Source organism: Thioalkalivibrio sp. AKL9, from assembly GCF_000377825.1.
Lineage (GTDB): Bacteria > Pseudomonadota > Gammaproteobacteria > Ectothiorhodospirales > Ectothiorhodospiraceae > Thioalkalivibrio > Thioalkalivibrio versutus.
On record NZ_KB905108.1, the window covers coordinates 58,211 to 79,014 of the forward strand.

Below are 20,804 nucleotides of genomic sequence, written 5' to 3' on the forward strand. Positions count from 1 at the left end.
CGTGTTCCGTTCATCATTCCGCGACCGTTTCGACCTCGGCCTGCGCCAGCGCAGACTGGATCGCGGCGATAAAGTCGTCGGCGCTCAGCTGGAGCATCTCGACGTCGCGTTCGGCGAAGAAGGCGCGCACGCGCTCTTCCATCTCCGCCTGCGGCGTATCGCGCAGGGCCGCCTCGAGATCGGCGATCGTGCGGGCCGGCTTCACGAAGATGTCCCCGGTAATCCACAGCTGCTTCAGACGCTTGCGCTCCGGGTCCAGCGCCACACCCACCCGCATCAGCCCGCCATCGGACTTGGAGATACTCTCGAACATCGGGGCATCGGTCGCCGGACGGTTGCGCTGATACACCCACTCTTCGGAATCGATGTCGGCCAGCGCCTCGTCGAAGGCGCGGCGCTCTTCCGGGAGCAGGTCGGCGGCTTCGGTGCGCACCCCGAACTCCTCGGCGAAGGCGCGCGCAATGGCCTCCTTGACCACGTCCAATGCGGGCATCTCGTCGAGCAGTGTGGCGAGGTTCACTACCCGGTCGCGGGCGGACTCGATGGCCTTGTTGGAAAGCTTCTCCGCCGGTATGCGCAGGATGCGCAGCATGTCCTCGACATCGAACTCGATCAGCAACGTGCCCTGGTACATGATCGAATCGCCGTCAAAGGCGCCGCCGGTACCGGAGATCTTGCGACCATCCACTTCGATATCGTTGCGCGGGCGAAACTGCGCGTCCACGCCCAGCGAACGCATGCCGGCCGCCGCTGCGTTACAGATGCGCGCGGCAATCTGACCCATGTCGGCCGAACCGAGAAAGCGTTTGTCCAGATACAGTTCCCAACCGAGCTGGGTGGCATCGAAATAGATCGCACCACCGCCGGTGATGCGGCGCTGGATGGCGATGCCGTTCTCCTGGCAGTACTCGGTGTTGATCTCCTGGTCCACGTTCTGGTGGAACCCCACCAGGGCACAGGGCTGGAACTGCAAAAAGCGCAGGGTATGCGGCGATGCGCCTTCCTGATGGCATTCCAGCAGGGCGCGGTTGAACGCCATGTTCTCGGCGGCCGGGCGCAGCCCGGTGTCGAGGATGCGCAGGGTCGTCTGGTCGCGCTCAGGCATGACATCCACCTCCGGCTGCAACCTCGCCCCCCTCGGTGACGATGCGAATACCGCCCAGGCCCTGGCGCGCCTTGCGCTCCTGCTCGCGACGGCGGGCTTCCTCGGCCACGATGGTGTCCAGGTCCAGTTCCACGCCACTGGCAACACCGGCGTCCTCGGCCATCACCTCGTCACCGACAGCGATCGAGCAACAGGCCGGAGTCACGCGCACCTTCTTGCCCAGGCGCGCGGCGAGTTCCACCACCCCTTCCGCCGGGTGAGCGATCCCGGACAGGCCCGCCATCACGGCGTAGCTGTCGATCTGGCTCTTGGCCTCGCCCGGCGGACGGGCGCAGCCCAGCAGCAGCGAGGTATCACCCAGGCGTGCGCGGGCGTCGTGGAAGAAGCGGCCCACCGCATGCACATCCGGGGTCTCGAACGGGCGACTGGCCGGCGCGTAGAACGGCATGACCACCACCAGCACCACGGCATCCGGCAGGTGGCGCGCCAGCATCTCGAGCGCATTCCACTCGCCCAGCAGCTTGCCGTAGTGCAGGCCGATCACGATATGCGGGACCACCTTCATGTTGGTGTTCACCAGGCTCTCGAGCGTGCGCTCGAAGTCGTCCACGCTGCGCCGCAGGTGATAGACCTGCGTGATGGTGTCCTGGGCACCGATGACGTCCATCATCGCCGCATCGATTCCCGCCTGCTCCATGGACAGCGCAATGTCGTCGTCCACCAGTGCGGTATGCATGGCAATGCGGAATTCGGGGAACTCGTCCTTGATGCGCCGGATGGTGGAGTAATACGGGTCGTATTCCACCTCGTTGCGATGATTCGAGCCACCGGTCAGGAGCATGCCCTGGGCGCCGGACTCGATCACGCCATTCACCTGGCGCCAGAGATCCTCCGGGGTGCGGACGGGGATCATCGGGTCCAGGATCTTGGCCTTGCAGTGGTCACAGGCCAGCTTGCAATCACCACCGGTGATGGACATCGCAGGCCACGCACTCTTGCCACAATCGGCCAGCTCACTGGACTGGTAGGACTTGAAGGTCGGGGTATAAAAGTGCACCGAACCCGGATCCCCGGCGTGTTGCAGGCTATGCTGGAGGTCATCAACCAGCAACGGATCGACGGGGACGTCCTCGAGGGGCTCTACCCGCTGGATCACATCGTTCCAGCTTGTCATCGGCGGTCTCCGGGTCGGCGCATTTCTTGAAGGTTTTACTCGGGTATTACCGAAAAAAAGAGGCCGCCAACCGCAACGGGTCAGCGGCCCGGACCGGATCGGGGCTTAGCAGCCGCCGAAACCGTCCGCTTCCATCTTGGCTTCGAAGGCCGCATGGGCGTCGGAACCGGTCTTCAGATCGCCGATTTCGCCATCCCAGTCTTCCGGCTTCAGCTTGATCAGCCAGCCTTCGCCGTAGGGATCTTCGTTGATCAGGCCCGGGTTACCCGCAACCTTGTCGTTGGTCTCGGTGACTTCACCGGTGACCGGGGTCTTGGCCGGACCCACCCACTTGCCGGATTCGACGGTGGTGCAGGACTTGTCCTTCTTGACCGTCTTGCCGACCTTCTTCGGGGTGTAGGACACAATCGTGCCCGCCAGCGAACAGGCGTAGGACGTCAGACCGACGGTGGCGGTACCGTCGCTTTCCTTGCGCACCCAAACGTTGTTTTCAACGTTGTACATCAGATCTTCCGGAATATCACAACCCCGAACTGCACCCATGTCTTCCTCCAGGAATATTCAAATAAAGCGGGAAAATTAAAACGTTATCGTTTTATCACTGCGTAGTATCAGGTCGGCTAACTCGCTCGCCCGATTCACTTCATCGACATCGTCGATGAGATCCGAAGACGCGTCGATTCTATACCCCGGCAGAGCGGGCTGGCAAACGTGCAAGCGCACGCCTGCGCGTTTTGCGTCCTGGATAAAGTCCTTGATCAACTTGCCGTCTTCCATGGCCCGCAGATCATCCGCTACACCCTGCTCCATCAAGCGCACGCCCTCCATGGTGAAGAAGATGTGCACGTCCACATCCATCGAGGCCATGACCGCGCCGAGATAGAACGGCGTGGCGCAACGGCCGGGCGTCGACGGGCCCGAGGTCATGATGATCACGACCGTCTGCTCGTCGTTGTCCAGGTAATAATCGTCGTCGATATCAGCCATGGTCCCGCTCACCGCAGCTTTCGCTGGCACTGGATGTCATCGTCCTTGGCCCGCTTGCAGTAGCCTTCCTCGGCCTTGTCCCCGGTCAGGAACACCTCCAGCGCGGACTCGATCCCGTTGGTGGGCTCGACTCGGGCAATCCAGGCATTGTAGGGATCCGAATTCAGCAGCACCGGGTTCTCCAGCACCTCCTCGTTCCCCTCCACGATCTTGCAGTCGATGAAGTTGGGGATCGGACCCGCCCACTTTCCACTTTCGATCGTGGCAACCGGCTTGCCCGGCGGTCGCCGCGTACCCGGCCGCCGCACCCGCACGTGGATGATCTTGCCCGCAATCGTCTGCGACAGGTCGGTCATGCCCACGGTCAGGGTGTCGTCGTCCTCGCGCCGAAGCCAGATCTGGAATTCGTCGTCGTAGAACAGTTCAGGGTGAAACTCGCAGCCGTTGCAATCCATGTTTCGCCTCATTCCCGGGACCGCGGGGACCCGTGCCTACACAAAAAAACGGGCGCCAGGCGCCCGTCTTCCAAAGTCATTGATGGGCCATGCCGGGCATGGGTCCAGGGATCAAATGACCCCCTTCTCCTTCAGCAGGCCAATCGAGTCACTCACGTTCTCGTGAATGCCCAGTTTCCGCGCGGACAGGCCCATGGCCAGACCCAGCAACTGGGTGAAGTACAGCACCTTCACATCGGTCTTGATGCCGAACTCGGTCTCGGCACGAACCTGGTGCATCTCCAGACCGGAGTGACAGGTCGGGCACTCGGTGGCGATCACTTCCGCACCGGAGTCTTCCGCCGACTGCAGCAGGTTCAGCACCAGCTGGGTCGAGGTATCGGAATCGGACAACGTGTGCGCACCACCGCAGCAGGACGTCTTCAACGGATATTCGACGTTCACGGCACCCGCGGCGCCCAGAAGGTCATCCATGAAGTGCGGCTGATAGCTGGAGTCGGAGCCCGGGCCATTGTCCTTCTCCGGGAAGATCTGGCGCGGACGGGTGTACATGCAGCCGTAGTAGTTCGCGACCTTGATGCCGTTCAGGCTCTTGGTCATCTTCTGCTTGATGCCTTCCGGACCGAGTTCTTCCATCAGCCACTCGAGCAGATGCAGGGTGCGAACGTCGCCGCTGTAGACCGGGTCATCCGACTGACGCGCAAGATCCTGCACGGTGTTCATCGCGTCTTCCGACGTGGCAGTTTCGAACTCGGCTTTCTTCAGGTTGTGATAGCAGCCGTTACAGGGGGCCATCACGGTGTCCATGCCCATCTGCTCGGAGGCGATCGCCATGTTCCGTGCGGACAGGTAGGTCTGCAGCATGGGGTGAACGTTCTTCACCTCCATCGCGCCACAGCAGTTCCAGTCGCGCAGGTTCTCCATCTCGAGCCCCAGCGCCTTCACCAGCACGCGGGTGGAGCGATCGTACGGCCCACCGGAGCCCTCAAGTGCGCAACCCGGATAGTAAGCAACCTTAGCCATGAGCGGCCTCCTTCTGTTCGCGCACGTAACTCTTCAGCACGTCCCCGGTCTTGCCCCAGGACTTGGTGCGCGGCGTATGAATCGTGTTGAAGCCCATCGCCATCAGGTGTTTCACCGGGAGGTGCTTCATCATGCGGAAGACGAACACCTTCAGCCATTCCTGCAGAAGCGGCTGGCCGGTCTTCTTGAAGAAGTTCTGCATGACCTTGCCGTCTTCGATGCGGCCGGTTTTGTAGATCTGATCGGCGAACTCTTCATCGAAGATGCTGGACGGGGTCTTTTCGGTGATCCCTTCCTCTTCCATCCAGTGCGCCAGCGCCTTCATCACGCCTTCCGGCTTCACGTCCTTCGGGCAGATGTTCGTGCATTTGTTGCAAGAAACGCACTGCCAGATGATGTCCTTGTCCTTGACCAGCTCTTCCTTCATGCCAAGCCGGGTCAGGTAGATCCAGTAGCGCGGATTGAACTGCACATTCTGCGCGTACATCGTGCAGGAGTTGGTGCAGGACCCGCACTGCCAGCAGCGGTGCACGTTCTCCGCACCCGTGTAGGTCTGGATCTTCGCCTCGAAATCGTCGTCGTAATCGCGAACCGTGCGCGGGGCAATCATGGTGTTCCAGTGACCGGAAACATCCACCCCGTCGACCACCAGCTCGTCGTGCTGCTGGAGTCGTTCGTCCTCGATCAGTGCTTTTTCATGTATTGCCATGACGTCTCTCCGAAAACCTGTCTTGCCAGGCTCAAGTTCGTTCCGTTATTCAATGCAGCGACGCATCGGTTCCTTTCAGGCGACCTTCCGGGGAATCGATCCCCAGCATCTTCACCGCCAGCTCGAGCGGATCCTGCTTGCCACCAAACTGGTTGTCGATCATCCCTAAACTCATCGACAGCGATCGGGCGTAGTCCGAATAGGCCTGGACCCAGACCAGATCCGTTACAAACGGCAGGTCACGGTAAAAGCCCTCTTCCGCCAGCGCCTCGTAAAACCAGCGCCGTGCCCCCTCGATCGCACCGACTGACTCCCCGATCGGGATTGACCGAAGCGTGTCGTTGGCGCGAATGAACTCGCGCAACGACCCAGTCGTGGTCGACGTATCCCAGACCCAGCGGCAAGCCAGTGGCACAGCCTCGGGATCTGCAAAATGCAGGATCTCGGCACCGAAGTCCCAGATCGCCCGGCGCAGTTTCTTGTCATCTGCCGCCAGGTCCGCGAATGCGGCGAGGCGGTCGTTGACATCCACATCCGGGTGGACCAGGGCACGCACCCCGTCCACCAGGGCCCCTTGCCGTTCCGCCATCAGGGTGACCAGCTTCCGGCGAACCGAAAAGACCAGCCCCCCAAGGGCCCGAACATCCTCTGCATCGATCTCGTCGCCCTTGGCCACGATCGCCGCAAAGACTTCGTGCTTCGAACGCAAGGCCTCGATGAACGTCTCCAACCCATCGACACCGCCCGCTTCGGCGATAGCCCCTTTCAGGGTGGAGAGCTTGGACGCGAGGATCTCCTTGTCAAAGGTAACCTCAAGCGGCTCCGGGGCGAGCCCCGAAGCCGCCTCGTCGCTGACGACCTCAGCCGGCTTTCTGAACCAGCGCATGCAGATCCGCAACCGCGCGGCCACCGGCGGCGGCACCCTGGGCGATCGAGTCGTCGATCGTCTCGGGACCGTAGGCCGCACCGCAGGAGTAGATTCCCTTGCGGGTGGTGCCACAGGTGTTGGTGTACTGCTCGGCCTTCTCGATGAAGCCGTGCTTCTCGAGGCCGATACCGAACACCTGGGAAAGCTCGGGGTTATCGGCGTTCGGATCCATGCCAATGGCATGCACGACGATATCGAACGGGATGATGATCGGGCGCTTGACCAGGGTATCTTCACCCTTGACCAGCAGGCGACCATCGCCCGAGGCCGTCACTTCCGCGATACGGGCCTTGACGAACTTGGTTTTGAACTCTTCCTGGGACTTCCAGTAGAACTTGTCTTCGTACAGGCCGAAGGTCCGGATGTCCATGTAGTAGATGAACACGTCGGTTTCCGGTGAGATCTCCTTGATCTCCATCGCCAGGTTGGCGGAGACGGTGCAGCAGATCTTGGAGCACCATTCGCGACCGATCTGACGGTCACGGGAGCCCACGCACAGCAGGATGCAGACACGCTCCGGCACACGGCCGTCGGACGGGCAGGCGATCTTGCCACTGCCCACCATCTGTTCCATCTGGGTGGTGGTCAGCACGTCTTCATACGTGCCAAAACCCCACTCCGGCTTGTTGATGGAGTCAAAATGGGTGAAGCCGGTTGCCAGGACCACGGCGCCCGCCTGGACGGATTCGCCGTTGGTCAGCGTGGCGGTGAAGTTACCCGCCTCGCCTTCCAGCTTCTCGACCTTGGCGCTCTTGTGCACGGTCGAGTTGGCGTCGTCTTCCACGCGCTTGACCATGCGACCAATGGCGTCCTTGGCCCACTCGCCGGAAGGCACCAGCTTGGCGTAACCCGACAGGATCGGGGCGCCGCCGAGGACGTCTTCCTTCTCGACCACCACGGCCTTGTAGCCGGCCGAGTTGACATTGGCGGCAGCGGCCAGACCGGCCGGCCCACCACCCACTACTAGAACGGTATCTTGCTGCATCAGACCTTGCCCCCGTAAGCGAGTTCAGGATTGTAGAGGTATTCGATATTGCCGGCTTCGACTTCCTTCAGGTACTCCTGGAAGGTCTTCTTGGCCTCGGACCAGGACATGCCCATCTTCTCGACCAGGTCCTCGCAGGGCGACGCGTGCCACTGCAGCTGGACGATCTTGAACGGGTCCGCACCGCAGGCCAGGGCCGCGAACTGGACTTCCGCCATGATCGGGATCTGGAAGTTCTGGTTATGTGCCTTGCCGATCCACTGGTTCTTGTCCATGGTCGTGACACAGCCGGTATCGTTGGCCAGCATCACGTCGGCGTTGGCTTCCTCGCGGGCCACGCGGATCTTGCGATCCATCGTGAACGAGCGAGTGAATTCGCGCTCGGAGATGATGTGGCGGAAGCCGAAGCCGCAGCAGTCGTACCAGGTCGAATAGTCAATCACCTGCGCACCCAGAGCCTGGGCGGTGGAGGTAATGATCGCGGTACGGTTGCCGCCCAGCACGGTGGGATCGTACACCGCGTCCTCGTGGACCATCTTGTAGTAATGGCAGGCCACGTGGGCGGTGGTGCGGATGTTGGAGACGTCGATGGTCTGCAGCTCGGAAGCGATACGGTTACGCATCACGTGCACCCACTCGGAGTAGTGGATGATCTCTTCCGGGATGACCAGCTTGCCGTCGACCAGGCGACCCAGCTTGCCGAGGATCTTGGTGACCTTCTCGCGCAGTTCGGCGGACTCGACCAGATACTTGCGGATCTCCTTGTAGTTACCGAAGGAGGTGCCGCAATGGACCAGCGGGTAGAAATGACCCAGCTCGTGGCCGTGCTGCTTGCCGGAGACGTAGGCCTGGTGGAAGTTGCGCAGGAACACCGCAGCGAGCGACTCGACGTTCCCGATACCGGAGCCGTGGTAGTTCCACGCGGTGCAGGAAGTCTGGTCGGTTTCGTCGAGGTAGTCCTTGCCCGGCTCGAAGCCGAACTTGTTCATGAACCACAGCAGCGAGGTCGGGTAGCCAGGAATGTTCCCGCACTGGCCACAGGACTTGTGGTGCCACAGCTGCTTGGTCGGGACCTTCTTGTCCCAGCCGAACAGGGTCTTCACCGACATCGGCTCGTGTTCATCGTTGATGCGATGAATGATGATCTGGCCGTCCTTCTCGAGCTCGTACATGTGCTCGCGGACGTCGTCCATGCGGTCGCCAAGGTCGACGGTGCGGCGGTCGACGTGCTTGCGCACCCAGTCGGTGGCCTTGACTGCGTCTTCCTTCGACAGATCGGTCGACTGGAAGAACGAACCGTGACCGGCGATGCCCTGCCCGTCAGTGTTGTGGGAACCGGGCTTCATGGTGCCGGCGCCAGCGCCTTCACCATTCTGGTTGTGATTGCCTGGGGTCTGTTCACTCATAACGCTTCTCCTGATGTCTTGGATGCGGGAATCGGTGGACGACTTACTCGTCGTCTTCCTCTTCCTGCTCCTCGAGCCAGTCTTCGTAGTCCTCGCGCTTCTCGTCGATGAAGTCTTCGATCACGTCGAAGAGATTCTCGTCCATCAGCTCGAGGGACTTCAGGACTCCGGTCATTTCCCAGATGGTGTACATCTCCACCGAGGTCTTCAGGGACACTTCCCAGGCGGTCTCGACCGTCTGCAGCGTCTTCACCGGAATCGCCTTGCGCAGGATGCGCAGATCACCTTCCACCTTCTGGATGTTGGGGCCCCAGTCAGGGAAGTGATCGGGCTGGATCATATCGGGAGACAGCTGGTTCCCCGTGGTGATCAGCTTGAGCATGACGCGGCCGAACGGACGAAGCACGTCCTTGGCGGACTGCATCTCGTGCTTGATGGCCACTTCGCGCATGATCGCGACCAGGCCACCGGGGGAGTTCTTGAACGGGCAGCGCGCCGCACAGGTCATGCACTGGGCGCAGGCCCAGATCTTTTCCTGCATCGCGTCGTAGATCTGCTCGACGTTCTCGGTCCAGAGCAGCTGCACGATCTCGCGCGGCGAGTAATCGTAGAACTGGGCGGACGGACACGTGGCCGTGCAGATGCCGCAGTTCAGGCAGCCGTTAAGCTCGTGGTCGTAGCGAAAATCTCCACGAATATCGTCGAAGATTTGCTGCATCTCAGCGTATGTCGCCATATCTCACACCTCTTCGCTTTAGGCGATGCAGGTTTCTTGTGAACCTTGCGCAGCCAGCCTAGACCTCGTCCAGGCACCAATCCAGTTACCGCATGGCAACCATCGTTATTCAGGATTCGGGGCGGCAACCCTTGCGAATTGCCGCCCCGAATCAAGCACTTGAAGCGCCTTAGCCCTTCTTGATCAGGAAGTAGAACTTGCCGCCTTCTTCCTTGTGCTCCATCAGCTCGTTGCCGGTCTGCTTGGAAAACGCCTGGAAGTCCTTCACGGCGCCCGGGTCGGTCGCGATGATGTGCAGAACCTGGCCGGCGTCCATCGCGGCCAGCGCCTTCTTGGCGCGCAGGATCGGCAGCGGGCAGTTCAGGCCGGAAGCATCGAGTTCTTGGTCAAAGTTGGCCATCGTTTCTCTCCTTTGAGTGCGTTTTATCAGTCGTGTACTGCGGTTCGGTTGGGCCCCGTGCGCTGCAGCCATTACCGAACGGTAATCAACCGAATTCCCCCTTATAGGCGAATCGGCATCGGAATACAACCGAATTCTAATCCGGGCTTACCACCGGTTTTCCGGTCTGGGCCCACCCGACAATGCCGCCGCGCAGGCTGCTTGCACAGTCCACGCCCTGTTGGGCGAGAAAGGCGCAGGCCTGGGCGGAACGCGCCCCACTCTGACAGTAAATGACCACCGGCGCATCGCTACCGGTGAACTCGTCCTTGCGCAGCGGCAAAGTGGCCAGCGGGACAAGCTCTGCCCCCGGGATAACGCCGCGACCGGTCTCGCCCGGCGAGCGCACATCCAGCAAACGAAAGCTCTTGCCCTCGTTGCGCCACTGCTCCAGTTCGTCCGGGGTGATCTCGGTAAATCCGTACACGCTGCGCTCCGGGTCTTTCACTTGCGGGGGATGCCGTACTCGTCGCGCGAGCTCTGACCGGCGGCCGCTCTACGCAAGGAGTGGGCGCGGAGCATAGCGAAACCGATCGGAAATGCAAACAAGACCAAGCGAGGAGAGGTGGATGGTCGCCCGGGACGAAAAGTTCTGCTATCGTCGCCCACGCTTAAGAAAACGCTGATGCAGAGTCATCAGCTTCATTGCTTCGCGGAGGATATCCCGGTGGACAAGAGCGAATTCCAGGTCGACGGCCACTATGCCGTCACGCTGAAAGACGAGAACGGCAAGCTGCGCCCTGCCAACATCTACGTGCACGACATGCAGGACAACTACATGATCGCGCGGCGCACCTCCGGCGGCGACGTGGGCCTGCTGTTCAAGATGGACTATGACGACGTGATCAAGCTCGTCCGCACCCACAAGGTGCTGGACCGCAAGAAGTTCATGGTGCCTGCGGCGATGCTCAAGCCGAAGCTGTGGGAAACCCGCGACAGCATGCGCACCTATTCGTCGGCCCCGGGGCTTGGCAAGTAACGACCGCCCCCGGCATGCCCACACCAGAGGGCCGGCGCCCGCCGGCCCTCGCGGCATGCCTTCTATTGTCCGTTTCCTGCTCGCCGCCCTTCTGGTGGTGGCGAGCCTGGCGGTACCACCCGCCCACTCCAGTGGCGTTTCCCTGCCCGACTTGGGCGAGGCCTCCGGCGGCGTACTGACCCCGGCGGAAGAACGCGAGCTCGGCCGCTCCCTGCTGCGCGAGGTCCGCCGCAGCGCCCCCCTGGTGACCGATCCCGAGATCGTCTTTTATGTCGACTCCCTGGGACGCCAGTTGTTGGCCAACGCACCCAGCGCCGATGGGCCGTTCTACTTCCTGACCATCGACAACAGCCAGGTGAACGCCTTCGCGATGCCCGGGGGCATTATCGGCATCCATGCGGGTCTGATGCTGGAGGTCCGCGACGAGGCCGAACTGGCCGCCGTGGTCGCACACGAAATCGCCCACGTTACCCAACGGCACCTCGCGCGCATGTTCGCGCGCGGGCGCGACGTCAATTTCACCACCGGCCTCGCCATCCTGGCGGGCATCCTTGCCTCGGCGGTGGACCCCACCCTGGGCTCGGCCATCATTACCGGGGGTGTGGCCGGCGGCATCCAGCAACAGATCAATTTCACCCGCGCAAACGAGGCCGAGGCGGATCGTGCCGGGATGCAGATCCTGCAAGGCACCGGCTTCGACCCCAATGCGATGGCCGATTTCTTCGAACGCCTGCAAGAGCTCTCGCGCGGGGTCGGCGACCAGGTGCCGGAGTACCTGCGCACGCACCCGGTCACCCTCGACCGGATCACCGACGCCCGCAACCGCGCAAACCAGATGGCTGCCAGCGACACCCGCAACCGCGGCCCCGAATTCCAGTGGATGCAGGCGCGCATGCAGGCGCTGCAGGATCCACGGCGAACCCTGGAACGCTTCCGCGCAACGGACACCCCCTCGCCCCAGCAGCGCTACGGGGCGGCGGTCGCCTATCTCGAACGTGGAGAACCCGGCCGCGCCCGCGAACAGCTCGAACGCCTCGATGCGGCGGACGCCCCCGGACTGACCCTCGAACTCGCGTTCGCAGCACTGCTGCGCGAGGAAGGCGAACACAGCGCGGCGCTGGAACGGCTGGAAGATCTGGACGCGGTGTATCCCGGCCACCCGGTGATCCGCGAACGCCTGGCCCGGGTCCACCGCGACCTCGGGCAGCCCGACCGCGCCATTCGCATCCTGTCCGACATGATCCGCCGCGAGGCGGCCCCCAATCCGGAGCTCCTGCGCCTGCAGGCGGACATCGCGGACGCGGCCGGGTATATTGCAATCAGCCGCGAGGCCATGGCCGAATACTTCTTTCATCGCGCCCAGTACGAGGAGGCCGTGCGCCAGTTCGAGGCGGGAATGGACGCCTCGGATGCCAGCGAGCGCGACCGTCAACGCATCGAAGACAAGCGCGACACGGCCCGAGAGACCGCACGCGAGGCGCGCGAGGACCGGCGATAGAAACCGCGTACGCGGGGAATGTTCCCGCAGGACCATTCGTCTACCGACAGTCATAAGAACTGCCCGAAAACCCACCACCAATACACCCGGACAAGAGAGGTAGAACTCCTCATGCACATCTCACGCCGAGAATTCATGCAGTTACTGGCCGCCGCCAGCGCCGCCGGTTTCCCCCTGGGCACCGCCGCCTGCAGCAACAACAAGGGCGGCACTGCGGGTGATCCCTACGACACCCTGGATCGCTTCGGCAATGTGCACCTGCTGCACTACACCGACTGCCACGCCCAGCTGAAGCCGGTGTACTTCCGCGAGCCAAACGTCAACCTCGGCGTGGCGGACATGCGTAACCGTCCGCCGCACATCGTAAGCGAGCACTTCCTCAAGCATTACGACATCGAACGCGACAGCATCTACGCCCACGCCTATACCAACCTGAACTTCATGGAAGCGGCCGAACAGTACGGTCGCGTAGGCGGCTTTGCGCATCTGAAGACGCTGATCAACAAGCTACGTGACTCGCGACCGAACGCCCTCCTGCTGGACGGCGGCGACACCTGGGGCGGCGGCTCCGGCTCCGCGCTGTGGACCAACGCGCAGGACATGGTCGATGCACAGAAACTGCTGGGCATCGACGTCATGACCGGTCACTGGGAATTCACCTACGGCGCGGACCGTGTGGAAGAGGTCGTGAACGGCGACTTCGCCGATGCCGGCATCGACTTCGTCGCCCAGAACGTCCGCGACGTGGACTGGGGTGACCGCATCTTCAAGCCCTACGTGATCCGCGAGATGAACGGCGTGAACGTGGCGGTGGTGGGCCAGGCCTTCCCCTACACCCCGATCGCCAACCCGCGCTGGATGGTCGAACAGTGGTCCTTCGGCATCCGTCCGGACGACATGCAGGAGACCGTCAACGACGCGCGTGCCGAAGGCGCCGAGATCGTCGTTGCCCTGTCGCACAACGGCATGGACGTGGACATCAAGATGGCCGGCATGGTCGAGGGTCTGGACGCCATCATGGGCGGCCATACCCATGACGCCGTGCCGCAGCCGATGCCAATCGAGCGCCCCGACGGCGGAACCTGCCTGGTCACCAATGCCGGCTCCAACGCCAAGTTCGTCGGCGTGCTGGACTTCGATTTCCGGGACGGCGCAATCAAGGACTGGGAATACCGCCTGGTGCCGGTGTTCGCCGAGATGCTGCCGGAAGACCCGGCAATGGCGACGTACATCCACAACATGCGCAACAGCGAGGTCACCTGGAAGGGCGAGACCTTCAACATGGAGGAGAAGCTGTCCGAGGAACTGGCGGTCACCGAGGACCTGCTGTTCCGCCGCGGCAACTTCAACGGCACCTTCGACCAGCTGATCTGCGATGGCCTGATTGAATACAACGATGCGCAGATCTCGTTCTCCCCGGGCTTCCGCTGGGGCACCACCGTGTTGCCGGGCATGCCGATCACATTCGAGCACGTGATGGACCAGACCGGTCTCACCTACCCGGAGATGACCCGCAACGCCTTTACCGGGGCCCAGATCAAGGACATCCTGGAAGACGTGGCCGACAACCTGTACAACGCCGACCCGTTCTACCAGCAGGGTGGCGACATGGTCCGTGTCGGCGGCCTGAAGTACGCCATCGACCCGAGCGCCAGTGCCGGCAACCGGATCTCCGAAATGGAACTGGACGGCAGGAAGCTGGACGCCGACAAGGAATACGTCGTCGCCGGCTGGGCCAGCGTGCAGCAGAGCGTGCCCGGCGGTGTCGGGGTCGACATCTGGGACGGCGTCGCCGACTACCTGCGCAGCCAGGACGGCAATGTGCGCATTAGCGACCTCAACGAACCGAAGGTCAAGGGCATCGGCGAGGACAACCTCGGCTACGTCCCGACCACCGAGGACATGTACCGCAGGTCCTGATCGGTTCGCGCCCCCTTCCGGGGCCAACCCCGGAACGAGAAAGCCCCGCTCATGCGGGGCTTTTTTATGGCCGTCTTCCGGGTGACCCGTCTCGGGACAAGTCGCCCGGGGCACTGGGGCTCTCTCTAAACATCCACCCAGCGCCCGCTGGCATCACGGCAGGCCGTGCCGTTAATCGTTTCGGGGTAGCCGTCCATGGTGGCCTGCACCTGGTACTCGCGGCAGTCCTGCCCCGAGGAGCGGTAGGTCCGGGTCGGTGTGGCGTGGTACTGATGCCCGGTATTCGGGTTGCGCCAGGTCGAGCTCTGGCGATCCGGGACCGTCTCCAGCGTACGCGACACGCGCATCCGGTCCACGTCATCCATGCTCCGCCCCACCGAACCGCCAACCGCCGCACCCGCCAGGGTCCCGGCAATAATCGCCGCAGTACGCCCGCGCCCGCCGCCGATCTGACTGCCGATGACACCGCCGGCCGCACCCCCGATCAGGGCCCCGGTCTGCTGCTTGCTCACCGTCTGGCACCCCGCCAGGAGGGCCACCAAACCCGCCAGCATCAGGATCATTAAAATTCTGCCTGTCATCTTTCCAGCCTCCCGACGGCACAAACCGCACTAATACACGAACACGCAAACAGACTACGCCCGCGCATCTGAACGGAAGGTGAAAGACCTGGAGATATGCCGCCCCATCCTTCGCCACACCGAAAACGGCAAAGGGATCCGCTACACGCCTGCGGCGCTATTTGAGATCAATCGGGAAAAGCGGGAAAGAAAATGGTGGGCCGTGTAGGAATCGAACCTACAACCAATGGATTAAGAGTCCACTGCTCTACCAATTGAGCTAACGGCCCCCGGAACAAAAAAGGGGGTGGGGTGACCGATGGGACTCGAACCCACGACAACCGGAGTCACAATCCGGGACTCTACCAACTGAGCTACGGTCACCACCGTGTCACTGTACAGCTACTTGCGCGAAGGGCGGCCCTGGCGCGCCCGGCAGGACTCGAACCTGCAACCGTCGGCTTAGAAGGCCGATGCTCTATCCGGTTGAGCTACGAGCGCGTTACCGCCGAGCATTGAGGCCATGGCGCCTGATCCGAGCCTGCCGGAAAACCGTGGCCGGGAGCCATGGTCGGGGTAGAGGGATTCGAACCCCCGACATCCTGCTCCCAAAGCAGGCGCGCTACCAGACTGCGCTATACCCCGTCGAGCCGTCCCCGCTAAAGGGCCTACACAGCGAGCGCAGGATGGTAGCCCCGCGAGGGGTTCGCGGTCAACATTCATCAACAGATTCCGCCTGCAATGCCCTCCCCTCGGGCGCGGCCCCGTGCTAACGTCGGCTCGGGACGTTCGCAGGGTCGCGAGCGCGGAGGGGACGGATGCTCGACTGGGTAGCCAACACAGCCATTGTATTGGGGGCAAGCGGCCTCCTGTATGCCCAATGGACACTCGCCCGGCTGCTGCGCGAGCTCCCCGAGAGCCGAGTCCGCACCGGCTGGAAGATGATGTTCTTTCTGGTCCCGGTCTTTATCCTCGGCTATTTCGGCTACATCCCGCTGAACTGGGGGCTCTACGAGGGCCTGCCCGACCTCCTGGTGCCAGCCATCTTCCTCCTCGGGGGCTGTTTCGTCTGCACCGTGGTCGGTCTGACCCATAGCTCGGTGGAGAAGATCCGCCACATTACTCGGCTGGAACACGAATCCATCACCGACCCGCTGACCGGCCTGTTCAACCGCCGGCACATGGATCGCCGGCTGGACGAGGAAGTATCCCGCGCCCGGCGCTACGGCCAGCCATTGTCCGTCGTGATGCTGGATATCGACCAGTTCAAGCCGATCAATGACCGCCTGGGCCACCTGATCGGGGACTACATCCTGACGACCCTGGCCGAACGCATGCAGCAAGTCCTGCGGCGCTCCGACCTTGCCGCGCGCTTCGGCGGGGAGGAGTTCGTCGTCGTCGCCCCGCATACCGACCTCAAGGCAGCCATGGCGCTGGGCGAGAAGCTGCGCGAAGCCATATCCGGCCACCCGATCACCCTGACCGGGCACCAGGCCGCCCCGCCCTGCGCACCGGACACCCTGACGGTCACGGTCAGCGTCGGCATCGCCAGCCTCGACGCGAACCCGAAATCCAGGGACACCGCCGAGACCCTGATTGCCCGTGCCGACGACGCGCTCTATCGCGCCAAACAGGACGGGCGCAACCGCTGCGAGGCCAGCGCGCCCGCAAGCGGCCTCTCGGCGGCCCTGTAGCCAGGCACCTCCGCTGGCCGAGGCATCCGCCTCGCCCCCATGCAGATTCCGCCCGGCAAATCGCTTGAGCCCCCGCGCCCGCCATGGGAAGATCGCGGGCGTTCCCCCGGAGGCGAGACCCCATGACGGCCCAGATCATCGATGGACGCGCGATTGGCCAGACCCACCGCGCAAGAATCGCGACCGAGATCGAATCCATGACCGCCCGCGACCTGCGTCCGCCGGGCCTCGCCGTGGTGCTGGTCGGGACCAACCCGGCCTCCGAGGTCTATGTGCGCAACAAGCGCAAGGCCTGCGAACAGGTGGGTGTGGTCTCGCACTCCTATGACCTGCCCGCGGGCACGCCGCAGACCGATCTGCTGGCGCTGATCGACCAGCTCAATGCCGACCGCACCATCGACGGCATCCTGGTCCAGCTGCCGCTGCCGGATCACATTGACCCCGAGACGGTGATCGAGCGCATCTCCCCGGCCAAGGACGTGGACGGCTTCCACCCGTACAACGTCGGCCGCCTGGTGGCGCGCGTGCCGCGCCTGCGCCCCTGCACCCCCTGGGGCGTCATCCAGCTGCTGCGGCATATCGAGGAACCGTTCAAGGGCCGCACGGCCTGCGTGATCGGCGCCTCCAATATCGTCGGCCGACCCATGGCCCTGGAACTGCTGCTGGCCGGTGCGACCCCGACCATCTGCCATCGCTTCACCCCGGATACCGCCGCCATTGCACGGCACTCCGACATCGTGGTCGCCGCGGTCGGCAAGCCCGGCCTGGTCAAGGGTGACTGGATCAAGCCCGGCGCCACGGTGATCGACATCGGCATCAACCGCCGCGACGACGGCACCCTGACCGGCGACGTGGAGTTCGACGCCGCCGCCGAGAAGGCCGCCTGGATCACGCCCGTGCCGGGCGGGGTCGGCCCGATGACCGTGGCGATGCTGCTGGACAACACCCTGCGCGCCCGCGCCTTCGGGACCCACGAAGCGGCCTGAACGATGGCGCCCGCCGCCCGCCTGCGGGCGGGCGCTTCCTCCTCGCGGATTCAGCCCGCTGCGTGACGACGCGCGGCCTCCAGGCGCAGACGCACGCGCTCGCGCCCCAGATACTCCCAGATACGCGGCAGCTCCGGCCCAAAGGTCTGCCCGGACAACGCCGCCCGCAACGGCATGAACAGCTTGCGCCCCTTGCGTTCGGTGGCCTGCCCCACCGCCTTGGCCAGGGCGGGAAAATCCTCGGCCGCATCCAGCGCCTCCAGCCCCGCGCTAAAGAACTCCGCGCCGGCGGCCGTCAGTTCCTCGCGCGCGGCCGCGCTGTACGGCGCCGGATCGGCGGCGAACGCCGCCACCCACAGTGGCGCCTCCTCGGCGCGGGTGATGTTGTCGCGCAGCAGCCGCGCCAGCGCCGGGCGCTGCTCGGCGGCCACCGCCTCCAGCACCCCCGCCGCCTCCAGGTAGGCCTGCATCTCGGCATCCGAAAGGCTGCGCAGGGCCTCTGACTGCCAGTGATCCAGCTGCTGCGGATCATGCCGCGCCGCGCTGTGACCAATACGCTCGGGGCTGAATCCGGCCGCCAGCTCCGTGGGCGACAGCAGGGCATCGCTCTCGTAGCGATGCCCAAGACGCGCCAGGTGGTTCAGGATCGCGACCGGCAGATAGCCCTTCGTCCGCAACTCCTCGACGCTCGCGGAACCATTGCGCTTGGACAGCGGCGCCCCGTCCTGCCCCATCACCAGCGGCAGGTGGTGATACGCGGGTGCCGCGAGGCCCAGCGCCTCCAGCAGCAGCATCTGCCGCGGCGTGTTGGCGATATGGTCCTCGCCGCGCACCACGTCGGTCACGCCCATCAGGGCATCATCGATCGCGTTGGAGAAGAAAAAGGCCGGCGTGCCGTCGGAGCGACGGATCACGAAATCGCCGATCTCGTCGGTGCGGAAGCTGACCGGGCCGCGCACCCCGTCCTCGAAGCGGATGGTCCGGCCCAGTGGCACACGAAAACGCAGCGTGGGCTTTTGCCCCTCGGCCTCGCGCCGGCCGACCTCCTCCGCACTCAGATGGGCGCAGGTCCCGGGATAGCGCGGCGGCTTGCCCTGGGCACGCATGCGCTTGCGTCCGCGTTCCAGTTCTTCCGGCGAGCAGAAACAGGGATAGGCGAGCCCCTGATCGATCAGCTGGCGGTAATAGCCCGCGTAGAGTTCGCCGCGCTCGGACTGCGCGTAGGGGCCGGCATCGCCCCCGGCACCAAAGCCTTCGTCCCAGTCCAGCCCGAGCCAGCGCAGATCGCGCTGCAGCGCGTCGACGAACTCCGGGCGCGAGCGCTCGGCGTCGGTGTCCTCGATGCGCAGCAGGAAATGCCCTCCGCGCGAACGGGCCCGCAGGGCGCTGAACAGCGCCGTGCGTACATTGCCCAGGTGCAACAGGCCGGTGGGACTGGGGGCGAAGCGGGTTCGGATTATCGAGTTCGTCATCGCGCGCATGGTAGCGGAGCGTCCACCGGCTCACCAGCGCCTCGCCCTCACGCCCACACACACTTCCGGCACGCTGGCAGGCCTTGCCAGTGGCGGGTACCATTGCCGGTCTTATCTTCCGGAGGTCAGTCCAATGCAACGCATCCGCACCCGGCTCGGCGTCGTGCTGGCCACCCTGCTGATCACCCTCTTCACATCAGGAGCCCTCATGGCCGACACCCATCCGCAGGTCGCAATCGAAACCAACCACGGCCGCATCGTGCTGGAACTCAACGCCGAAGCCGCCCCGGAGACGGTCGCCAACTTCCTCTCCTACGTGGATGACGGCTTCTTCGACGGCACGATCTTTCACCGCGTGATCCCGGGCTTCATGGTCCAGGGCGGCGGCTTCGACAAGGACATGAACCAGAAGTCCGCCGGCGAGCCGATCCGCAACGAAGCCGACAATGGTCTGAAGAACGAGGTCGGTGCGATCTCCATGGCGCGTACCCAGGACCCGCATTCCGCCACCGCGCAGTTCTTCATCAACGTGAACGACAACGACTTCCTGAACCACACGGCCCCGAACGCGCAGGGCTGGGGCTATGCCGTGTTCGGCAAGGTCTCCGAGGGCATGGACGTGGTGCGCAAGATCGAGGCCCTTCCCACCGGCCGCGCCGGCATGCACCAGGACGTACCGCAGGAGCCGGTCGTGATGGAAAGCGTCAAGCGCGTCGAGGACTAACCTCTTCGTGAGTGCCCGCGCGCCGGCCCTGGTCATCTCCGACCTGCATCTGGATCGCGAACCCGGCCCCCTGCTCGAGGCCACGCTCGCCTTCCTCGAAGGGCCGGCGCGCGCGGCCTCCTCTCTGTACATCCTGGGCGACCTGTTCGAATACTGGGTCGGCGACGACGCCGGCTTTCCCGCTGCCGAACGGCTCGCCGCAGGCCTGAAGACCCTGGACATCCCGGTGGCCTTTATCCATGGCAATCGGGATTTTCTCGTGGGCGAGGCCTACGCGGCGTGCGCGGGGATGCAGCTCGCTCCCGACCCCCTGCATGCGGCACTGCCCTGCGGACCCGCCGTGCTCCTGCACGGTGACTCCCTGTGCACCGACGACACCGAGCACATGGCGTTTCGCCAGCAAGTACGCAGTGGCGAATGGCAACGGACGTTTCTCGCCCATCCGCTGGAAGAACGCATCCGCCAGGCCGAAGCCATGCGCGCCGCCAGCCGCGACAGCGGCCAGATGAAGGCCGCCGCGATCATGGACGTCAATGCCGAGGCGGTCGCCGACACCTTCCGCGACGCCGACGTCCCGCTGATGATCCACGGCCACACCCATCGCCCGGCGATCCACAAGCTGACCGTCGACGGCCAGCCACGCCAGCGCTGCGTCCTGCCCGCCTGGGACGAACACCCCGGCTACCTGGAGATCAGCGCGGCCGGCCCCGTCCTGCGCCAACTCGACGGCTCGCCCTACCCCGAGCACCTCCTCTGCACCTAAGCGAATCCGCCACAGCGAGTGTTGTGGGAGCGGGCTTGCCCGCGAACGCCCCCACCAAGCCCTGACAGAAAGCCCGCAGGGTCCCGATGAGCACAGCGAATCGTTTCGACGCATCGATAACCCCGCATATTGAGGCTGGTCCTGGATCGGCATCCGGTGTTTACGTGCCTTCGTCTGACCGCCTGCCAGGCGCTCTCTCGCGAGCGCACCGCGAGGTACTTCTTTGCTCGTGCAAAGAAGTACCCAAGAAACACGCCCGAC

Annotated in this window: 22 protein-coding genes and 4 tRNA genes; 7 read left to right on the forward strand and 19 right to left on the reverse strand. The window is 63.9% G+C overall.

Annotated features, from left to right (window positions below; genetic code table 11):
• Positions 1–13 precede the first annotated feature (13 nt).
• The 13 genes from D573_RS0107045 to D573_RS0107105 form a co-directional block, all read right to left on the reverse strand.
• Positions 14–1,105: a biotin/lipoate A/B protein ligase family protein gene (locus D573_RS0107045; RefSeq protein WP_018649743.1), complete on the reverse strand. Its 1,092-nt coding sequence runs from the start codon at positions 1,103–1,105 to the stop codon at positions 14–16.
• Positions 1,098–2,279: a radical SAM protein gene (locus D573_RS0107050; protein ID WP_018938851.1), complete on the reverse strand. Its 1,182-nt coding sequence runs from the start codon at positions 2,277–2,279 to the stop codon at positions 1,098–1,100. Before D573_RS0107050 ends, D573_RS0107045 begins: the two co-directional genes overlap by 8 nt.
• 105 nt (positions 2,280–2,384) lie before the next feature.
• On the reverse strand, positions 2,385–2,822 hold the full coding sequence (locus D573_RS0107055) for a glycine cleavage system protein H (RefSeq protein WP_077276997.1): 438 nt from the start codon (positions 2,820–2,822) through the stop codon (positions 2,385–2,387).
• A gap of 36 nt (positions 2,823–2,858) precedes the next feature.
• Positions 2,859–3,266 carry a DsrE family protein gene (locus D573_RS0107060; protein ID WP_026287984.1) on the reverse strand — a complete coding sequence of 136 codons (408 nt, stop codon included), beginning with the start codon at positions 3,264–3,266 and terminating at the stop codon, positions 2,859–2,861.
• A gap of 8 nt (positions 3,267–3,274) precedes the next feature.
• Complete coding sequence (locus tag D573_RS0107065; protein ID WP_018938849.1) at positions 3,275–3,721, reverse strand: glycine cleavage system protein H; 447 nt, start codon at positions 3,719–3,721, stop codon at positions 3,275–3,277.
• Positions 3,722–3,832: 111 nt separating this feature from the next.
• Positions 3,833–4,744: a CoB--CoM heterodisulfide reductase iron-sulfur subunit B family protein gene (locus D573_RS0107070; RefSeq protein ID WP_018144004.1), complete on the reverse strand. Its 912-nt coding sequence runs from the start codon at positions 4,742–4,744 to the stop codon at positions 3,833–3,835.
• Positions 4,737–5,453 (reverse strand): 4Fe-4S dicluster domain-containing protein, encoded by a 717-nt coding sequence (locus tag D573_RS0107075; RefSeq protein WP_018938848.1) that lies wholly within the window; start codon positions 5,451–5,453, stop codon positions 4,737–4,739. The genes D573_RS0107070 and D573_RS0107075 overlap by 8 nt, the downstream gene beginning before the upstream one ends.
• A gap of 49 nt (positions 5,454–5,502) precedes the next feature.
• A complete protein-coding gene (locus D573_RS0107080) occupies positions 5,503–6,375 on the reverse strand; it encodes a hypothetical protein (RefSeq protein ID WP_018938847.1) in 873 nt (290 codons plus the stop codon).
• Entirely contained in the window at positions 6,314–7,342 is a 1,029-nt protein-coding gene (locus tag D573_RS0107085) for an FAD-dependent oxidoreductase (protein ID WP_018168414.1), read from the reverse strand. Before D573_RS0107085 ends, D573_RS0107080 begins: the two co-directional genes overlap by 62 nt.
• Before the next feature lie 23 nt (positions 7,343–7,365).
• Complete coding sequence (locus tag D573_RS0107090) at positions 7,366–8,772, reverse strand: heterodisulfide reductase-related iron-sulfur binding cluster (RefSeq protein WP_018938846.1); 1,407 nt, start codon at positions 8,770–8,772, stop codon at positions 7,366–7,368.
• A gap of 43 nt (positions 8,773–8,815) precedes the next feature.
• Positions 8,816–9,490: a 4Fe-4S dicluster domain-containing protein gene (locus tag D573_RS0107095; RefSeq protein WP_017941141.1), complete on the reverse strand. Its 675-nt coding sequence runs from the start codon at positions 9,488–9,490 to the stop codon at positions 8,816–8,818.
• Between the two features lie 187 nt (positions 9,491–9,677).
• The gene (locus D573_RS0107100) at positions 9,678–9,908 is read right to left on the reverse strand and encodes a sulfurtransferase TusA family protein (protein WP_018144009.1); all 231 of its coding nucleotides are present in this window, start codon (positions 9,906–9,908) and stop codon (positions 9,678–9,680) included.
• Positions 9,909–10,044: 136 nt separating this feature from the next.
• Positions 10,045–10,374 (reverse strand): rhodanese-like domain-containing protein, encoded by a 330-nt coding sequence (locus tag D573_RS0107105; RefSeq protein WP_018144010.1) that lies wholly within the window; start codon positions 10,372–10,374, stop codon positions 10,045–10,047.
• A 198-nt stretch (positions 10,375–10,572) separates the two neighbouring features.
• Here D573_RS0107105 and D573_RS0107110 point away from each other — a divergent pair, with 198 nt between their 5' ends.
• The 3 genes from D573_RS0107110 (at position 10,573) to soxB (ending at position 14,344) form a co-directional block, all read left to right on the forward strand.
• Positions 10,573–10,926, forward strand: a complete 354-nt coding sequence (locus D573_RS0107110; protein ID WP_018168412.1) for a hypothetical protein — start codon at positions 10,573–10,575, stop codon at positions 10,924–10,926.
• A gap of 55 nt (positions 10,927–10,981) precedes the next feature.
• Positions 10,982–12,424, forward strand: a complete 1,443-nt coding sequence (locus D573_RS0107115) for a M48 family metalloprotease (protein WP_018938845.1) — start codon at positions 10,982–10,984, stop codon at positions 12,422–12,424.
• Positions 12,425–12,535: 111 nt separating this feature from the next.
• Positions 12,536–14,344 carry a thiosulfohydrolase SoxB gene (gene soxB / locus D573_RS0107120; RefSeq protein ID WP_018938844.1) on the forward strand — a complete coding sequence of 603 codons (1,809 nt, stop codon included), beginning with the start codon at positions 12,536–12,538 and terminating at the stop codon, positions 14,342–14,344.
• 125 nt (positions 14,345–14,469) lie between these two features.
• Here soxB and D573_RS0107125 read toward each other — a convergent pair whose 3' ends face one another.
• The 5 genes from D573_RS0107125 to D573_RS0107145 all read right to left on the reverse strand — a co-directional run bounded on the left by D573_RS0107125 (position 14,470) and on the right by D573_RS0107145 (position 15,549).
• Positions 14,470–14,925 carry an RT0821/Lpp0805 family surface protein gene (locus D573_RS0107125; protein ID WP_038038336.1) on the reverse strand — a complete coding sequence of 152 codons (456 nt, stop codon included), beginning with the start codon at positions 14,923–14,925 and terminating at the stop codon, positions 14,470–14,472.
• Positions 14,926–15,118: 193 nt separating this feature from the next.
• A tRNA-Lys gene (locus D573_RS0107130) sits at positions 15,119–15,194 on the reverse strand.
• A gap of 18 nt (positions 15,195–15,212) precedes the next feature.
• Positions 15,213–15,288 (reverse strand) — tRNA-His (locus D573_RS0107135).
• Positions 15,289–15,328: 40 nt separating this feature from the next.
• Positions 15,329–15,405 (reverse strand) — tRNA-Arg (locus D573_RS0107140).
• Between the two features lie 67 nt (positions 15,406–15,472).
• Positions 15,473–15,549 (reverse strand) — tRNA-Pro (locus D573_RS0107145).
• Between the two features lie 173 nt (positions 15,550–15,722).
• Here D573_RS0107145 and D573_RS0107150 point away from each other — a divergent pair.
• Together D573_RS0107150 and folD are read left to right on the forward strand one after the other, a co-directional pair.
• A complete protein-coding gene (locus tag D573_RS0107150) occupies positions 15,723–16,598 on the forward strand; it encodes a GGDEF domain-containing protein (RefSeq protein WP_018938842.1) in 876 nt (291 codons plus the stop codon).
• Between the two features lie 122 nt (positions 16,599–16,720).
• Positions 16,721–17,584, forward strand: a complete 864-nt coding sequence (folD, locus tag D573_RS0107155; protein ID WP_018144036.1) for a bifunctional methylenetetrahydrofolate dehydrogenase/methenyltetrahydrofolate cyclohydrolase FolD — start codon at positions 16,721–16,723, stop codon at positions 17,582–17,584.
• Between the two features lie 50 nt (positions 17,585–17,634).
• Here the strand turns inward: folD and gltX are convergent, their stop codons facing one another.
• Positions 17,635–19,065 carry a glutamate--tRNA ligase gene (gltX, locus tag D573_RS0107160; protein ID WP_018938841.1) on the reverse strand — a complete coding sequence of 477 codons (1,431 nt, stop codon included), beginning with the start codon at positions 19,063–19,065 and terminating at the stop codon, positions 17,635–17,637.
• A gap of 199 nt (positions 19,066–19,264) precedes the next feature.
• Between gltX and D573_RS0107165 the strand changes: the two genes are divergently transcribed.
• On the forward strand, positions 19,265–19,780 hold the full coding sequence (locus tag D573_RS0107165; protein ID WP_026182001.1) for a peptidylprolyl isomerase: 516 nt from the start codon (positions 19,265–19,267) through the stop codon (positions 19,778–19,780).
• A 7-nt stretch (positions 19,781–19,787) separates the two neighbouring features.
• Entirely contained in the window at positions 19,788–20,543 is a 756-nt protein-coding gene (locus D573_RS0107170) for a UDP-2,3-diacylglucosamine diphosphatase (protein ID WP_018938840.1), read from the forward strand.
• The last annotated feature ends 261 nt before the right edge of the window (positions 20,544–20,804 follow it).

Coding starts and splice junctions, on each gene's coding strand:
- D573_RS0107045 (WP_018649743.1), bottom strand. CDS start 1,105: ATGCCTGAGCGCGACCAGACGACCCTGCGCATCCTCGACACCGGGCTG.
- D573_RS0107050 (WP_018938851.1), bottom strand. CDS start 2,279: ATGACAAGCTGGAACGATGTGATCCAGCGGGTAGAGCCCCTCGAGGAC.
- D573_RS0107055 (WP_077276997.1), bottom strand. CDS start 2,822: ATGGGTGCAGTTCGGGGTTGTGATATTCCGGAAGATCTGATGTACAAC.
- D573_RS0107060 (WP_026287984.1), bottom strand. CDS start 3,266: ATGGCTGATATCGACGACGATTATTACCTGGACAACGACGAGCAGACG.
- D573_RS0107065 (WP_018938849.1), bottom strand. CDS start 3,721: ATGGATTGCAACGGCTGCGAGTTTCACCCTGAACTGTTCTACGACGAC.
- D573_RS0107070 (WP_018144004.1), bottom strand. CDS start 4,744: ATGGCTAAGGTTGCTTACTATCCGGGTTGCGCACTTGAGGGCTCCGGT.
- D573_RS0107075 (WP_018938848.1), bottom strand. CDS start 5,453: ATGGCAATACATGAAAAAGCACTGATCGAGGACGAACGACTCCAGCAG.
- D573_RS0107090 (WP_018938846.1), bottom strand. CDS start 8,772: ATGAGTGAACAGACCCCAGGCAATCACAACCAGAATGGTGAAGGCGCT.
- D573_RS0107095 (WP_017941141.1), bottom strand. CDS start 9,490: ATGCAGCAAATCTTCGACGATATTCGTGGAGATTTTCGCTACGACCAC.
- D573_RS0107100 (WP_018144009.1), bottom strand. CDS start 9,908: ATGGCCAACTTTGACCAAGAACTCGATGCTTCCGGCCTGAACTGCCCG.
- D573_RS0107110 (WP_018168412.1), top strand. CDS start 10,573: ATGCAGAGTCATCAGCTTCATTGCTTCGCGGAGGATATCCCGGTGGAC.
- D573_RS0107115 (WP_018938845.1), top strand. CDS start 10,982: ATGCCTTCTATTGTCCGTTTCCTGCTCGCCGCCCTTCTGGTGGTGGCG.
- soxB (WP_018938844.1), top strand. CDS start 12,536: ATGCACATCTCACGCCGAGAATTCATGCAGTTACTGGCCGCCGCCAGC.
- D573_RS0107125 (WP_038038336.1), bottom strand. CDS start 14,925: ATGACAGGCAGAATTTTAATGATCCTGATGCTGGCGGGTTTGGTGGCC.
- D573_RS0107150 (WP_018938842.1), top strand. CDS start 15,723: ATGCTCGACTGGGTAGCCAACACAGCCATTGTATTGGGGGCAAGCGGC.
- folD (WP_018144036.1), top strand. CDS start 16,721: ATGACGGCCCAGATCATCGATGGACGCGCGATTGGCCAGACCCACCGC.
- gltX (WP_018938841.1), bottom strand. CDS start 19,065: ATGCGCGCGATGACGAACTCGATAATCCGAACCCGCTTCGCCCCCAGT.
- D573_RS0107165 (WP_026182001.1), top strand. CDS start 19,265: ATGGCCGACACCCATCCGCAGGTCGCAATCGAAACCAACCACGGCCGC.